The sequence below is a fragment of the Pseudoflavonifractor sp. 524-17 genome, from assembly GCF_009935845.1.
GTDB lineage: Bacteria > Bacillota > Clostridia > Oscillospirales > Oscillospiraceae > Pseudoflavonifractor_A.
On record NZ_QWEK01000069.1, the window covers coordinates 1 to 15,700 of the forward strand.

At 60.2% G+C, this 15,700-nt stretch carries 13 protein-coding genes; 6 read left to right on the forward strand and 7 right to left on the reverse strand.

The annotated features are described in order from the left end of the window. Positions 1 to 129: 129 nt before the first annotated feature. From D1159_RS17130 to D1159_RS17160, 7 genes are all read right to left on the reverse strand, one after another. Positions 130 to 2,118, reverse strand: coding sequence for a YgiQ family radical SAM protein (locus D1159_RS17130; RefSeq protein WP_161846830.1), 1,989 nt, complete (start codon positions 2,116 to 2,118; stop codon positions 130 to 132). Further along, positions 2,115 to 3,317 carry a bifunctional histidine phosphatase family protein/GNAT family N-acetyltransferase gene (locus D1159_RS17135; protein WP_161846831.1) on the reverse strand — a complete coding sequence of 401 codons (1,203 nt, stop codon included), beginning with the start codon at positions 3,315 to 3,317 and terminating at the stop codon, positions 2,115 to 2,117. The genes D1159_RS17130 and D1159_RS17135 overlap by 4 nt, the downstream gene beginning before the upstream one ends. 80 nt (positions 3,318 to 3,397) lie before the next feature. Next, positions 3,398 to 3,742 carry a DUF6054 family protein gene (locus D1159_RS17140; protein ID WP_161846832.1) on the reverse strand — a complete coding sequence of 115 codons (345 nt, stop codon included), beginning with the start codon at positions 3,740 to 3,742 and terminating at the stop codon, positions 3,398 to 3,400. Between the two features lie 19 nt (positions 3,743 to 3,761). After that, complete coding sequence (locus D1159_RS17145; RefSeq protein WP_161846833.1) at positions 3,762 to 4,682, reverse strand: dihydroorotate dehydrogenase; 921 nt, start codon at positions 4,680 to 4,682, stop codon at positions 3,762 to 3,764. Next, complete coding sequence (locus tag D1159_RS17150) at positions 4,675 to 5,445, reverse strand: dihydroorotate dehydrogenase electron transfer subunit (protein WP_347563719.1); 771 nt, start codon at positions 5,443 to 5,445, stop codon at positions 4,675 to 4,677. Before D1159_RS17150 ends, D1159_RS17145 begins: the two co-directional genes overlap by 8 nt. Positions 5,446 to 5,469: 24 nt before the next feature. Then, a complete protein-coding gene (pyrF, locus tag D1159_RS17155; protein ID WP_161846834.1) occupies positions 5,470 to 6,396 on the reverse strand; it encodes an orotidine-5'-phosphate decarboxylase in 927 nt (308 codons plus the stop codon). A gap of 28 nt (positions 6,397 to 6,424) precedes the next feature. After that, a complete protein-coding gene (locus D1159_RS17160) occupies positions 6,425 to 7,702 on the reverse strand; it encodes a dihydroorotase (protein ID WP_161846835.1) in 1,278 nt (425 codons plus the stop codon). Positions 7,703 to 7,962: 260 nt separating this feature from the next. Here D1159_RS17160 and D1159_RS19280 point away from each other — a divergent pair, with 260 nt between their 5' ends. From D1159_RS19280 to D1159_RS17185, 6 genes are all read left to right on the forward strand, one after another. Continuing rightward, positions 7,963 to 8,130: a hypothetical protein gene (locus D1159_RS19280; RefSeq protein ID WP_202621143.1), complete on the forward strand. Its 168-nt coding sequence runs from the start codon at positions 7,963 to 7,965 to the stop codon at positions 8,128 to 8,130. A 347-nt stretch (positions 8,131 to 8,477) separates the two neighbouring features. Further along, the gene (gene nrdD, locus D1159_RS17165; RefSeq protein WP_161846836.1) at positions 8,478 to 10,655 is read left to right on the forward strand and encodes an anaerobic ribonucleoside-triphosphate reductase; all 2,178 of its coding nucleotides are present in this window, start codon (positions 8,478 to 8,480) and stop codon (positions 10,653 to 10,655) included. A gap of 22 nt (positions 10,656 to 10,677) precedes the next feature. Further along, positions 10,678 to 11,205, forward strand: coding sequence for an anaerobic ribonucleoside-triphosphate reductase activating protein (gene nrdG / locus D1159_RS17170; protein ID WP_161846837.1), 528 nt, complete (start codon positions 10,678 to 10,680; stop codon positions 11,203 to 11,205). Positions 11,206 to 11,442: 237 nt separating this feature from the next. Then, the gene (locus tag D1159_RS17175) at positions 11,443 to 12,954 is read left to right on the forward strand and encodes a 4Fe-4S dicluster domain-containing protein (protein WP_161846838.1); all 1,512 of its coding nucleotides are present in this window, start codon (positions 11,443 to 11,445) and stop codon (positions 12,952 to 12,954) included. Positions 12,955 to 13,054: 100 nt separating this feature from the next. Next, positions 13,055 to 13,918 (forward strand): DMT family transporter, encoded by an 864-nt coding sequence (locus D1159_RS17180; RefSeq protein ID WP_243152364.1) that lies wholly within the window; start codon positions 13,055 to 13,057, stop codon positions 13,916 to 13,918. Positions 13,919 to 13,966: 48 nt separating this feature from the next. Then, positions 13,967 to 15,592: an alpha-amylase family glycosyl hydrolase gene (locus D1159_RS17185; RefSeq protein ID WP_161846840.1), complete on the forward strand. Its 1,626-nt coding sequence runs from the start codon at positions 13,967 to 13,969 to the stop codon at positions 15,590 to 15,592. The last annotated feature ends 108 nt before the right edge of the window (positions 15,593 to 15,700 follow it).

Consider the following 15,700-nt stretch of genomic DNA (forward strand, 5'->3'; position numbering starts at 1 on the left):
ATTTTTCTCACCCTGCTCTATTTTACCTCGTTTATATGAAAAAGTCTGCCGAAGGGCAGACTTTTTCGACAGGCTGGCCCTAGCTTGAACTTTAGTTCAAGCTAGGGCGCTCTTTCCTGTATCAGGGCGCTATCCCTTTTTCTTGGGCTTTGCATTTTTCTTGGGTTTCGGCCTTGCCCAGCCTGCCTTTCGCTTTGGCATGGGGGCGCTGTGTTCTGCCCGAAGGCCCTTTTGCTTTTGTCCCTTCTGCTTGGAGGGCGTCCCCCGCTGAGACGCCCCTTTTTTGTCTCTGTGCTCCTTCTGCTCCCCCCGGCCGGCCCCCGGACGGCTGGGACGGATCAGGCAGTGCTTGCCGTAGCCGATGAGGTCCTGCCGGCCTGCCTTTTGCAGCGCCTCCAGAATCAGCGCCCGCTTTTCCGGCCGCTTCCACTGCATCAGCGCCCGCTGCATGGCCTTCTCATGGGGGTCGGTGGGGACGTACACCGGCTGCATGGTCCTGGGGTCGAGTCCCGTATAGTACATGCAGGTAGACAGCGTCCCCGGCGTAGGGTAGAAATCCTGGACCTGTTCCGGCTGCCGCCCTGTGCGGTTGAGCCACTCCGCCAGCTGTACCGCATCCTGAAGGGTACAGCCCGGGTGGGAGGACATCAGATAGGGCACGATATACTGCTCCTTTTCATAGCGCCGGTTAAGCCGGTCATATTTCTGCCGGAATTTTTCATAGACCTCAATATGAGGCTTGCCCATATAGTCCAGCACACCGTTGACGCAGTGCTCCGGCGCCACCTTCAGCTGGCCGGAGACGTGGTGCTGGACCAGCTCGGCGAAAAACTCCCCGCTCTTGTCCGCCAGCATGTAGTCAAAGCGGATGCCGGAGCGGATGAATATCTTTTTAATTCCGGGGAGTTCCCGCAGCTCCCGCAAGAGCTTCAGATAATCGGTGTGGTCTGCGTCCAGGTTGGGACAGGGGGCGGGAGCCAGACAGGCCCGGTTTTTGCACAGGCCGTGCTTTCGCTGTCTCTCGCAGGACGGATGCCGGAAATTAGCGGTAGGTCCGCCCACATCGTGGATATACCCCTTGAACCCCGGGTGCCGGGTGAGCATTTTTACCTCCCGGATGACACTGTCATGGCTGCGGCTGGTGATCATCCGCCCCTGGTGGAAGGCCAGGGAGCAGAAATTGCACGCGCCGAAGCAGCCCCGGTTGTGCGCCACGGAGAAGCGCACCTCCTCAATGGCAGGGACGCCCCCCATCCCGTCGTACATGGGGTGGGGCTCCCGGACGTAGGGCAGCTCCGCCACAAAGTCCAGCTCTTCCGTGTTCAGCGGCATGGCCGGAGGATTGACTACCAGCAGTTTCTCCCCGTGGCGCTGGAGGATAGCCCGGCCCCGGATGGGGTCGTGCTCGTTGTACTCCACCTGGTTGGCCTGGGCATAGGCTCTCTTGTCCGCCGACACCGCCTCAAAGGAGGGAACCTCTGCCTTAGAGTAGACACAGGAGGCGGCGCTGTCCGCCACAAAGCAGGTCCCCTTTACATCGGTGATCTCCCCCACCGGCGTACCGGAGGCCAGCCGGGCGGCGATCTCCCGTGTCGCCCGCTCCCCCATGCCGTAGACCAGCAGATCAGCCTGACTGTCCAGCAGGACGGAGCGGCGCACCTTGTCCTCCCAGTAGTCGTAGTGGGCAAAGCGGCGCAGGGACGCCTCCAGCCCGCCGATGACGATGGGGATATCCCCAAATACCTGCCGTACGCAGTTGGCGTAGACAATCGTGGCCCGATCCGGCCGCAGGCCCGCCCGATTTCCCGGGGAATAGGCGTCGTCATGGCGCCGCCGCCGGGCAGCTGTGTAGTGGGCTACCATAGAGTCCAGGTTCCCTGCCGACAGCATTACCCCCAATCTGGGCCGGCCCAGCGCGGCAAAGGCGGCTGGACTGCTCCAGTCCGGCTGGGCCAGCACCGCCACCCGGTATCCTTCCGCCTCCAACACGCGGGAGATAATGGCGGGGCCGAAGGTAGGGTGATCCACATAGGCGTCGCCAGTAATGATGAGAAAATCAAACCACTCCCAGCCCAGCGCCTCCATTTCCGGCTTTGTCACTGGCAAAAATCCGTTCATAGCAGCCCTCTTGTCTCTGATTTCCCGGGAAAAATCTTACGGGGCCGGTAGCTGATATCCTTTTCCATCAGATCCAGCGCTCCGTGGCTCCCTGGCCGGACGCCTGCCTTCTCAAACCCATGGCGGCGGTAGAAGATCTGGGCCCGGCCATTTCCCGGCGCGCACACCAGGCGCAGCTTCTCCCGCCCTAGGGGACGGAAGATGGACACCGCCTGGCCCAGAAGCTGAGGGGCCACAGCCTTTCCCTGAAAGGGCTCGTCCAGGGCGAAAAACTGGATGTAACCCGCCCTGTCCTCCGCCCCCCGGTTCAGATCCAGCTGAAGGACGCCCGCCGGCTGATCCTCCAGCATGGCGCACCAAAGACAGGCGGCGTTCTCTTTGGCCTGCTCCGCCGCCTCCCAGGCAAAGCCCGCCCCATCATAGCCGCGCAAATCGCCGTACAGATCGGACCAAGCCCGCTCCCGCAGGCGCTGGTAGAAGGCGCTGTCCTCCTGGCGGTCCATGTCCAGGGGACGGAACCAGGCGTTGGCGTCCGCCATGGCGTCTCCCCGCTCCTTCCACCACCGCTGGCGGGCCAGCGTGGAGATCTCCTGGCTCAGATGGGAGTTGTCGCTTTGCAGCGCCATGCGGACCTCCTCCCCCTCAATCTCCAGACAGGTGACGCCGGTGTTGTCGCTGTGGCGCAGGGTATGCATCTCCCCAATAGACAGGCCCAGCAGCCTGGCCTGGAGGGCGCGGATAGCATCCCCGTGGGAGAAGATGGCCACCGTCTCATCCGGGTGCCGGCCGGCAATGGACAAAACCGTCTCGTAGATACGCTGCTGGGCCTCCTGCCGGGACTCGCCCCCCTTGTTCTTCCACCGGGGGTCACAGGCAATATACCGCTGGTACTGCTCCCCGTCAAACCGGGCCACCTCGCCCCAGGTGCAGTCCTCCCACTCCCCCATGCCTACCTCCCGCAGCCCGGGCAGCGTCACCAGGGGCAGGTGTTTGGGCTCGTATACCGCCCGGGCAGTGGTCATCGTGCGGAAAAGGTCGCTGGCGTAGACCGCGTCTACATGGATGCGGTCAAACCGCTCCTTCAGCGCCGCAATCTGACGGTATCCGTTGTCTGTAATCAGGGAATTGTACCACCCGTGGATGCGGCGGTACAGATTTCCTTCCGCCTCCGCGTGGCGGATGATGTAAAGTGTCGTCATTGTACCTTTCTCTCTTCCCAATTGATTTGGGTGGATTTCAGAATTTTTAGCCCGGTCAGCGGCAGTTTAGGCCGCAGAGGTCAGATGCGATATGGCCTCAGGGCCTCATGAACCACGTCCTCAAAGTCCTCCGCCGCGCCCCAGTCAAAGCGGCACAGTCCCTGGCCCCCGCCGCCGCCCATGCAGCATACTTCTGTCATGTCCCCGCCATAAAAATTGTCCAGCACTACGGTGAGGGTAAGCCGGTTCCCCGCTCGGACATAGTGCTTTTCATAGACCAGCACGATACAATCGCCCCCTTGGGGGTGGGGAATGTCATAGCGGCCGATGAGCGTGCCGGTCACGCTGCCTGTCACCGCGTTGTGGACTTTGTCAAAGCAGCACTCCAGATCCAGCGCTACAAAATAGTGTTTCTGCTCCGCCACACCGCTCCTCCTTCGCGTTTTACCAGGGCTTCACTTCACCGGTGAGCTGGGAGATCGCAGACAGCTTCTGTTCCGCCGCCAAGGCGGCCAGCTCATCCCGCACCTTTAAGGGCGCGAAGGGATCGGCGAAGCAGGCGGTGCCCACGGCCACCGCGCTGGCCCCTGCCAGCATCAGCTGGGCCGCGTCCTCCCCTTTGGAGACGCCTCCCATGCCCAAAATGGGCACACGCACCGCCTGGGCCACCTCCCACACCATCCGCACCGCCACCGGCAGTACGGCGGGGCCGGACAGACCGCCAGTATTCATCTTTAAGACAGGCCGGCGGGTTTTGGTATCAATGCGCATCCCCCGCAGTGTGTTGATGAGGGACAGGACGTCGGCCCCCGCCGCCTCCGCCGCCTTGGCAATCTGCGCAATATCGGTGACATTTGGGGAGAGCTTTACCATAACCGGCACATTGCCGGCATGTGCCTTGGCAGTCTCTGTCACCTCCGCGGCCAGCTCCGGCCGGGTACCGTAGGCCAGTCCCCCCGCCTTCACGTTGGGACAGGAGATGTTGACTTCAATGAGATCTACCCCGGCGTCCGCCAGCATTTCGCACATGACGCCATACTCCTCCGGTGTATTGCCGGAGATATTGGCGATGACCTTTACATCAAACTGCCGCAGAAAGGGCAGCTCCTCCCGGATAAAAGCGTCCACGCCGGGGTTTTGCAGGCCCACGGAGTTGAGGATGCCCATAGGCGTCTCCGCAATCCGGGGGGCGGGGTTGCCCTCTCTGGGATGGAGGGTCAGCCCTTTGGCACAGATGCCCCCTAATTCGCCGAGGTCATAAAACCGGCTGTACTCCCGGCCGAAGCCGAAGGTGCCGGAAGCTACCACGATCGGGTTTTTCAGTGTCACTCCCGCCAGATTTACCGCCAAATTTACATCAGGCATCCCAGTCCACCTCCCTGGCGTCAAATACTGGACCGTCCTTGCACACATGCTTCCGGCTGCCGTCCTTCATATCACAGGCACACACCAGGCAGGCACCCACGCCGCAGCCCATCCGCTCCTCCATGGATACCTGGCAGGGTACGCCGAACGCCGCCGCCACGTCTGCCACGCTTTTCAGCATAGGCTTTGGACCGCAGGCCAGCACCCCGTCGTAATTGCGGTCCTCCTCCAGCTCCCGGCGAACCAGGTCGTCCACAAAGCCGTGATAGCCCAGGGAGCCGTCGTCGGTGGCGATGAGCACCTTGGCACACTCGTCCTCAAAGCAGTTCCGCAGGATCACCTTGTCCTCGGAACGGAAGCCCAGAACGGCGGTGGAACGCCCGCCGGTGTACTGGGCGCAACCCCGCAGGGGAGGCACGCCGATGCCGCCGCCCACCAGGAGATACCGGCCCTCCCGCGTCATGGAGAAGCCGTTGCCCAGCAGGCCCAGCACGTCCAAGGTCTCCCCCACCTCCCGCCGGGCCAGCCAGCCGGTGCCCTCGCCCCGGGCCTCAAACGCAATGGCCAAAAGATCGTCCGGCTCATCCTCCTGACAGGTACACACCGAGATGGGCCGCCGCAGGAGCAGACCATCCCCGCACTTGATGTGGACAAACTGGCCCGGGGTGCGGAAGGAAGCGCGCACCATATGGCCTGCCTCCAGCACCATATAGACCGCATCCCCCATCCGGTCCTTTTCCACGATCTTGCAGCTGTGTTCCACCTTCAAAGAATCACCTCCTCCGTCTTACTCCATGTCGAGATAGCGCATAATGTCGTCCCGCATAGCCAGCGCGGCGTTCCGGGCCGCCTCCTGGTAGTCCTGACCGTCTTTCCCCGTCTTCTGCCAGGCACACATAATGCCTCGAGAGGAGTTGACAATGGCGCCATGTCCCTTCTCATGAAAGGCGTGGCGCACGTCCTCCGCCGTACCCCCCTGGGCGCCGTAGCCCGGGACCAGCAGGAAGGTGTTGGGCATCATAGCCCGGATCTCCTGTAATTCCTTGGGGTGGGTGGCCCCGGTGACTGCCCCCGCCCGGGTATAGCCGTACTTCCCCCGGGTGCCAGCCCCCCATTGCTCAATGAGACCGGCCATCACACTATAGACAGTGCCTCCCTCACTGACCGGAATGTTCTGTAAGTCGCCGGATCCCGGGTTGGAGGTCTTTACCAGAATGAAGACGCACTTGTCCTCCTCCTGGCAGGTCTTGAGAAAGGGTCCCACGCTGTCCAAGCCCATATAGCCGCTGAGGGTGACGCAGTCTGCGTCAAAGACAGGGAGCTTTCTCCCCGCCACCTCTGTGCCTCCCAGCCAGCCGTCGCTGTAGGCGGCGGCAGTGGAGCCAATATCCCCCCGCTTGATATCCGCGATGACGAACAGGCCCTTCTCCTTGGCATAGCGGATGGTATTCTCCAGCAGCTCCATCCCTTGCCAGCCCAGCCGCTCATAGTAGGCCGCCTGGGGCTTTACCGCAGGGACAAGGTCATACAGTGCGTCAATCAGCCCCTTGTTAAACTGCCACACCGCCTCCGCCGCGCCGGCCAAAGTCTCGCCGAACTCCTCATAGGCCGCCCGTCTGATGTGAGGCGGCACATACTCCGGCTTGGGGTCCAGCCCCGCCACTGTGGGATTTCTCTTTTCAATAATTTTACGCTGAAGCGTGTCAAACGACATTTCAACTCATCCTTTCCTCTCCGGCTGGTCACCGGTCCTGATATACAATCTCTCCGCCCGCGATGGTATACTTTACCTTCCCCTTCAGCTTTCTTCCGCCGAAGGGGGTATTGCGTCCTTTGGAGGCAAATTGACTGGGGTCCACGGTCCACTCCTCGTCCGGATCGAAGATGACCACGTCCGCATCCCCGCCGATGGACAGCCGGCCCTTGTTGATCCGCAGGATACACGCCGGGTTCAGGGTCATTTTCCGTAAAATGTCCGACAGGCCCATCTGGCCCGTGTGGTACAGCGCGGTGAGCGTTATGCCCAGAGCGGTCTCCAGGCCCACCATCCCGCTGGGGGCCTCTGCCAGGGGGCGTGCTTTCTCCTCTGCGGAGTGGGGGGCGTGGTCTGTGGCAATGGCGTCGATGGTACCGTCCTTCAGCCCCTCTATAATAGCCTCTACATCGGTCTGGCACCGCAGAGGGGGATTTACCCGGGCCAGGGCGCCATGCTCCAGCACCGCGTCCTCGGTGAGCGTAAAGTACTGTGGACAGGTCTCGCAGGTAATGCGTACGCCTTTTTTCTTATACCGCCGCACCAGAGCCACTGAGCGGGCGGTGCTCACATGGCAGATATGGACCGCCGCGCCGGTTTCCGCAGCCAGCATGGCGTCCCGGGCCACCATAATCTCCTCGGCAATGGCCGGCCGGCCAGGCAGGCGGAGCTGCCGGGACACCCGCCCCTCGTTGACGGCGTAGTTTTTCACCATATCCGCGTCCTCACAGTGGGACAGGATGGTGAGATCCTGCCGGTGGGCCAGAATCAGGCCGTCCCGCATCAGATTGGCGTTCTGGATGGGCATCCCGTCGTCAGACAGGGCCGCCACTCCCGCCGCCTTCAGCGCCTCAAAATCGGTCAGGGCCTCCCCCCGCTCTCCCACCGTCACTGCGCCGATGGGCCACACATGCACACCGCACGCCTCCCGGGCCTTGCGCTTTATGTAGGCCACTTGCTCCGGACAGTCCACCGCCGGCTTGGTATTGGGCATACAGGCAATGGAGGTAAAGCCCCCGTGGGCCGCTGCCAGCGTCCCAGTCTCAATGGTCTCTTTATACTCCAGACCTGGATCTCTCAGATGCACATGCATATCCACCAGCCCGGCACACACCACCAGGCCGCTGGCGTCCAGCACCTCCGCCTCCGGGTCCCGGATGTCGCTGCCCAAAACCGCAACTTTTCCGTTTTCCAGCAGCACATCCATTACGCCGCCAATCCCACTCACCGGGTCCACCAGTTTTCCCCGGCGAATCAATCGTTTCACGCAATCACTCCTTTTTAATCCGGCTCCTAACCTGCTTCTATCCGAACCTCCGCCCTTCAGGGCGGCAGATGTTGGACACAGGAACATGGAAAAAGGGACCAGGTTCCTCCCCCGCCCCTTTCCTGTCCGGCGGAGACTATACTCCGCCAGTGTCTCTTTATTATAGCTTGAATCACATTATTTAGCAACGCATTTTTCACTTTTTTCGGGAATCCTAACACTGGTCAAGCAAAACCTGTCCAACAAAGGAGGAATTTTTTATGACACAGCATCCATTTCTCGAGGGCATCGGACTCGGCCTGGTGGCCGGCGCGGCCCTGACCATGGCGGCCGCACCGAAAAAGAATGAGCTCAAGCGCAAGGCCCGCAAAGCCATGCGCTCTGTGGGCGATCTCGCCGACGACCTGACTGACTCCATGGGCTTCTGATCCCGCCGCCTTCCGCCTGCGGAAACCGCCGTTTCGGCAGGCGGAAGGCCTGCCTTTTTTCTCCGTCAATTTGCTGGTTTTCAATGGCCCCTCGCCAAATTTAATCCATATTTTTCCTGTTTGGAGCGTCTGACAACACCGCAATGTGTTCTGATGACTGGTCTTTTTCTTCCCACAGCATTTTGCCGACAACAGATTGTATAATCTTCCCTGCCCTAAATATAGATTGCATTTCTCCGCTAAACACTATATAATGTACAGCGAAACAGAATGACGGCATACCTCCCTTTTTATACACGCCGGGGGTCTGCCTCTTTTCATGGAATTTACGAAGGAGCGATCGCCAGATGAAGATCATGAAGCGCAGCGGCGCAGAGACCCAGTTCGATCGGGACAAGATCATCGCCGCCATAGAGAAAGCAGACAGGGCTGGCGGCGCGCCGGAACTCTCCAAGGGGCAGATCGAACAGCTGTCCATGCGCATTGAACAGGAATGCCAGCGTATGGGCCGGCCCCCCAGTGTGGAAGAGGTACAGGAGATGGTGGAGACCGGCATCATGCAGGACGGCGCCTATGAGACCGCCAAGCGCTACATCCGCTACCGCTACAACCACAATCTGATCCGCTCCTCCAACACCACCGACACCCAGATCCTCTCCCTCATTGAGTGCAACAACGAGGAAGCCAAACAGGAGAACTCCAACAAAAATCCCACGGTCAACAGCGTCCAGCGGGACTATATGGCCGGCGAGGTGAGCAAGGACATCACCCGGCGCCTGCTGCTGCCCCAGGAGATTGTGGCCGCTCACGAGGCGGGCATCATCCACTTCCACGACATGGACTACTATGCCCAGCATATGCACAACTGCGATCTGGTCAATCTGGAGGATATGCTCCAAAACGGCACCGTGATCACCGGCACCATGATTGAGAAGCCCCACAGCTTCTCCACCGCCTGCAACATCGCCACCCAGATCATTGCCCAGGTGGCCTCCAATCAGTACGGTGGCCAGTCCATCTCTCTGGCCCATCTGGCCCCCTTTGTGGATGTGTCCCGCAAGAAGATCCAGGCCGAGGTGCTGGCGGATCTGGCCATCTGCGGCGGCTCCTCCGACCCCGCCGTGGTCCGCAAAATTGTGGAAAAACGCCTGCGGGAGGAGATCCGCCGCGGGGTGCAGACCATTCAATACCAGGTGGTTACCCTTATGACTACCAACGGGCAGGCCCCTTTTATTACGGTATTCATGTACCTGGGCGAGGCCAAGAGCCAGCAGGAAAAGGAGGATCTGGCCCTCATTATCGAGGAGACCCTCAACCAGCGCTGTCAGGGCGTGAAAAACGAAGTGGGCGTGTGGGTCACCCCCGCCTTCCCCAAGCTCATCTATGTGCTGGAGGAGGACAACATCACCCCCGATACTCCCTACTACTACCTGACCAAGCTGGCCGCCAAGTGTACCGCCAAGCGCCTGGTGCCCGACTATATCTCGGAAAAGATTATGCTTCAGACCAAGATAGACCAGAACGGAGAGGGGCACTGCTACACCTGCATGGGCTGCCGATCCTTCCTCACCCCCTATGTGGATCCGCAGACCGGAAAGCCCAAGTACTACGGCCGGTTTAACCAGGGCGTGGTCACAATCAATCTGGTGGATGTGGCTCTCTCCTCTCAGAAAGACTTTGACAAGTTCTGGGAGATCTTTGACGAGCGGCTGGAGCTGTGCTACAAGGGACTGATGTACCGCCACAACCGGCTCAAGGGCACCCTGTCCGACGCCGCCCCCATCCTCTGGCAGTACGGCGCCATCGCCCGGCTGAAAAAGGGGGAGCCCATTGACAAGCTGCTCTACAACGGCTACTCCACCATCTCTCTGGGCTACGCCGGCCTCTATGAGTGCGTCAAGTATATGACCGGCAAGTCCCACACCCACCCGGACGCCACCCCCTTCGCCCTGGCTGTCATGGAGCGGATGAACCAGGCCACCGCCGCCTGGAAAGCCAAGGAGCACATAGATTTCTCCCTCTACGGCACCCCTATGGAGTCCACCACCTACCGCTTCGCCAAGTGCCTGCAAAAGCGCTTCGGTATTATTGAGGGCGTGACGGACAAGGCCTATATTACCAACAGCTACCATGTACATGTCACTGAAGAGATCGATGCCTTCCAGAAGCTCTCTTTTGAGGCACAGTTCCAAACCCTCTCTCCCGGCGGCGCCATCAGCTATGTGGAAGTACCCAATATGCAGAACAACATTGAAGCCGTTCTCCAGCTCATGCGGTTTATCTACGATAATATCATGTACGCTGAGCTCAACACTAAGAGCGACTACTGTCAGGTCTGTGGCTACGACGGTGAGATCTCCATTGTAGATGACGGGGACGGAAAACTGGTGTGGGAGTGCCCCAAGTGCGGCAACCACAACCAGGACAAGATGAACGTGGCCCGCCGGACCTGCGGCTATATCGGCACCCAGTACTGGAATCAGGGCCGCACCCAGGAGATTCGTGAGCGGGTCCTCCACCTGTAAAAACAACGAAAGGGGCCTGCCTATGAATTACGGCGCCATCAAACCCCGGGACATCGCCAACGGCAATGGTGTGCGGGTGAGCCTCTTTGTCTCTGGCTGCACCCACCACTGCCTGGGCTGCTTCAACCAGGAGGCCCAGGATTTTCACTATGGCCAGCCCTTCACCCACGAGGTGGAGGAACGCATTCTGGCTGATCTGGCCCCCTCCTATATCAACGGTCTCACCTTGCTGGGAGGGGAGCCCTTTGAGCCGGACAACCAGCGTACCCTTCTCCCCTTCCTCCGCCGGGTGCGCCAGGCCCTGCCCCACAAGGATATCTGGTCCTACACCGGCTATACCTACGAGCGGGAGCTCCTTCAGCCCAGCCGGGCCCGGTGCGAGGTGACGGATGAGCTCCTCTCCCTCATCGACGTATTGGTAGACGGGGAGTTTATCGCTGCCCAAAAGGACATCTCTTTGCGGTTCCGAGGCTCCGCCAACCAGCGGCTCATCGACCTGAACGCCAGCCGGCTGGCCGGCGAGACCATCCTGTGGAGCGATGGATTTTAACATGCTTAAACAGCGCCGGTATCTGACAGGATATCGACGCTGTTTTTATTAAGAGTATGGTTAAATAGATTTTATTCATATAAATTCATATAAAGTCTGCTTAAATCTACAGTTCTTTTTTCTAATCCATTTTTAAAGTTGTAACTTCCGCGAAACCGTTCAGTCTCTGTTGCCTTTCTGTCATAATTCGGATATACTAACGGATGATAAAACCGAATTTAGAAAGGTGGCGTTGGTATGCGCGGGATTTATACCTCTATTACCCAGATCCGCCGCAATATCTTTACCGAGATCGCCCGTATGGCCTACGAGGGGGGCGACTACGCCAGGAAAATCGAGGAGCTTCCCTACCAAATTCTCCCTGGGGAGCAGGCCCAGTACCGGGAGAGCATCTTTTTAGAGCGGGCCATTGTGGGAGAGCGGCTCCGGCTGGCCATGGGACTCCCAGTACGCACTGCGGCGGAGTCCGCCCCTCTGTCTAAGGGGATTGAAGAGAGCACCCGCCCAGAGACCTACTACCAGCCGCCCTTGGTGAATATCATCAAGTTTGCCTGTCACGCCTGTCCGGAAAAGCAGGTCATCGCCACCCAGGGCTGCCAGGGCTGCCTGGCCCGCTCCTGCTCCGTGGTCTGCCCCAAGGACGCCATTGACTTTGTGGACGGCAAGTCTATGGTCAATCAGGACAAGTGTATCCGGTGCGGCCGCTGTGTGGAGGCTTGCCCCTACAACGCTATTATCAAGCAGGAGCGGCCCTGCAAGGCGGCCTGCGGCGTCCAGGCCATCCGCTCCGACCAGTATGGCCGGGCTGATATTGACTATGACAAGTGCGTCTCCTGCGGCATGTGCCTGGTGAGCTGTCCCTTCGGCGCCATCGCGGACAAGAGCCAGATTTTTCAGCTGATCACCGCCATCAAGGCGGGCGAGCACGTCTACGCCGCCATGGCCCCTGCCTTCGTGGATCAGTTCGGCCCCAAGGTCTCCCCGGAAAAGCTCCGCTCCGCTATGAAAAAGCTGGGCTTCACCGACGTGATGGAGGTGGCGGTGGGCGCCGATCTGTGCGCCGCCGAGGAGGCGGAGGATTTTATAAAAAATGTCCCGGAGCGCCTGCCGTTTATGGCCACCTCCTGCTGCCCCGCCTGGTCCGTCATGGCCAAGCAGCAATTCCCCGAGTACAAGGATTGCGTCTCTATGGCCCTCACTCCCATGGTGCTCACCGGGCGGCTGATCAAGATGAAGCACCCCACCGCCAAGGTGGCCTTTATCGGCCCCTGCGCCGCCAAAAAGCTGGAGGCCATGCGCAGGAGCATTCGCACCGACATCGACTTTGTCCTCACCTTTGAGGAGATGATGGGCCTGTTCAACGCCAAGGATGTGGACATTGAGAACATTGAGGAAGAGGAGTTTCTCAATGAATCCAGCACCGACGGACGCAACTTCGCCATCAGCGGCGGCGTGGCTCAGGCGGTGGTGAACTGCATCCACAAGATGTACCCCGGTACGGAAGTGAAGGTGGCCTCCGCCCAGGGGCTGGCGGAATGCAAGAAGATGATGACCCTGGCCAAGGCGGGAAAGTACAACGGCTACCTGCTGGAGGGCATGGCCTGCCCCGGGGGCTGCGTCGCCGGCGCCGGCTCTATGCAGCCGATTGAAAAATCCACCGCCGCCGTCAGGCGCTACGCCCAGAAAGCGGATAAGCAGCTTTGTTGTGAGACTGACTACCTCAAGGATCTGGAACGGCTAGAGGAATAAAAGACCTTGACAACAGCCCCTGGCTCTTCTATGATGAATGCACGGAAGGCATTTCGCCATGCCTTTCGTGCATTCGCATCTTCCAAGGAGGAATCCCATTTTGAATGCCAAATATAAGGGAATTCTGTGTATTCTCTCCGCCGCTTTTTTCTTCGCCCTGATGGCCCTCTTTGTCCGGCTGGCCGGGGACCTTCCCTCCATCCAGAAGAGCTTTTTCCGCAATCTGGTGGCCGCCGTGGCTGCCGCGTTTCTCCTGCTGCGGGATCGGCGGCCTATCGCCATGGACGGAAAGAGCTGGTTCTTTTTGATTCTGCGGGCCGCTTTTGGCACGCTGGGGGTACTGTGCAACTTCTACGCTGTGGACCACCTGCTTCTGGCGGACGCCTCCATGCTGAGCAAAATGTCCCCCTTTTTTGCCATTCTGTTCAGCTTTCTCCTCCTCAAAGAGCGTATCTCCCTCTTCCAGGCGGGAGCGGTGCTGGCCGCGTTCGGCGGCTGTGTGCTCATCATGCGGCCTACAGGGCTGGCCATGGAGCTCCTCCCCGCATTCATCGGCCTGCTGGGCGGGGCCGCCGCCGGTTTGGCCTATACCATTGTGCGGCTGCTCAGCCAGCGGGGCGTGAGGGGCCCCTTTATCGTCTTCTTTTTCTCCGCTTTCTCCTGTCTGGTGACGCTGCCCTTCCTTCTCTTCTCCTACCACCCCATGACCGGACAGCAGCTGGCTTATCTTCTCTTGGCGGGCGCCGCCGCTGCGGGGGGGCAATTTTCCGTCACCGCCGCCTACTCCTTCGCCCCCGCCAGAGAGCTGTCTGTTTACGACTACTCCCAGGTTCTCTTCTCCGCCCTGCTGGGCTTTCTGTGCTTTCAGCAGATCCCCGATCTCCTCAGCTGGGTGGGTTATACCGTCATCTGCAGCGCGGCGGCGGCCATGTTTCTCCACACCCGCCGCCACGCCCAATCCTGAGCGTTCCGGCAATGACCGGATCGCTCCAACCATGAAAGGGGTAATTTTATGCAGCACTGGGTCAATGAAGCGGTCTTTTACCACATCTATCCCCTGGGGTTCTGCGGCGCGCCGGAGTACAACCCCGGCGGCGAGCCCCAGTACCGGCTGAACAAGCTGGCGGACTGGATTCCCCATCTGAAGGAGCTGGGGGTGAACACCCTCTACCTGGGACCGGTGTGCCAGTCGGTAAAGCACGGATACGATACCATCGACTACCACCAGATTGACGTCCGCCTGGGCGACAACGACTCCTTTGCCGCCCTGTGTGACCAGCTCCACCAAAACGGCATCCGGGTGGTACTGGACGGCGTCTTCAACCATGTGGGCCGGGACTTCGGCCCCTTCCGGGACATCCGGGAGCGTGGGCAGGCCTCCCCCTACTGCGGCTGGTTCCAGAACCTGAATTTCGGCGGCGGCTCCCCCATGGGGGACCCCTTCTGGTACGAGGCCTGGGGCGGCCACTATGAGCTGGTCAAGCTGAACCTGCGCAACCCGGAGGTGCAGCAGCATCTTCTCAGCGCGGTGGGCCTGTGGATGGACCGGTTTCACATCGACGGCCTCCGGCTGGACGCCGCCGACTGCGTGGACCCGGAGTTCTTCCGGGCGCTGAAGCAGTTTGTCAAGTCCAAGGACCCGGACTTCTGGCTGATGGCGGAGATCATCCATGGGGACTATAACCGCTGGGCCAACCCGGAGCTGCTGGACTCCGTCACCAATTACGAGTGCTGGAAGGGCCTCTGGTCCGCCCACAACAGCAAAAACTATTTTGAAATCGCCCATTCCCTCAACCGCCAGTTCGGCCCGGGGGGCATCTACCGCTCCCTGTGGCTGTACAACTTCGCCGACAACCACGACGTGGACCGGCTGGCCAGCACCCTGACCAACCCCAAGCACCTGCAAAACGTATATACCATGCTCTACACCATGCCGGGTTCCCCCTCCCTCTACTACGGCAGCGAGTGGGCTGTTGAGGGGAAGCGCACCCCCCACAACGACACCGCTCTGCGCCCCTTCCTGGATCTGGAAGACATGAAACAGCGGGACCAGTCCCTCTGCGCCCATCTGGCCCAGCTGGCCCGGCTGCGCCAGGCCTTCCCCGCCCTGCGCCTGGGCAGCTACGAAAACGTGGTTATCAAAAACGAGCAGCTGGTCTTCCGCCGGGCCACCGAGGAACAGCGGATCTATGTCCTGCTGAATTTGGCCGAGTCTGAGTTCTCCCTGGAATTCCCCCATCAGGAGCCTGTCCTTCAGGACGTGCTCAACGGCGACGAAATCTTCAACAATGACGGCGGCCGCACCTGGCTGTCCATTCCCCCCTGCTCCGCCCGGATTTTAGTAGGCGCCCCGGCCCGCTTTTCCTGGGACCGAGGGGCAAGTTTATCACAAGAACAGGCGGGAATCCGGCCTGAGAGAAGTGATATTGTACCTACACAAAATATGGAAGACTCTTCCGCCAGCCAGGCGGCCTTAGACGCCGCCCTGGCTGAAATCGAACGCACCTTGGACCAGATGCTGGTTCTGGCCCAGCTTTCTGCCAGCGATCTCAACCTGGATCGGGCCGCCCTGCAAAAGACGCTGGGGCGTCTCCAGGCCAAGATTGACCGCATCGCGGACAAAATAGAGAACCTTTGACATGCGGATGCGCCCCATCAACAGATGGGGCGCCCAGCTTGTCGAAAAGCGGCCTGCCAGGAAAAAGTTCTGGCAGGCCGCAAAGCATAAAGATACATAAGGGCAGCA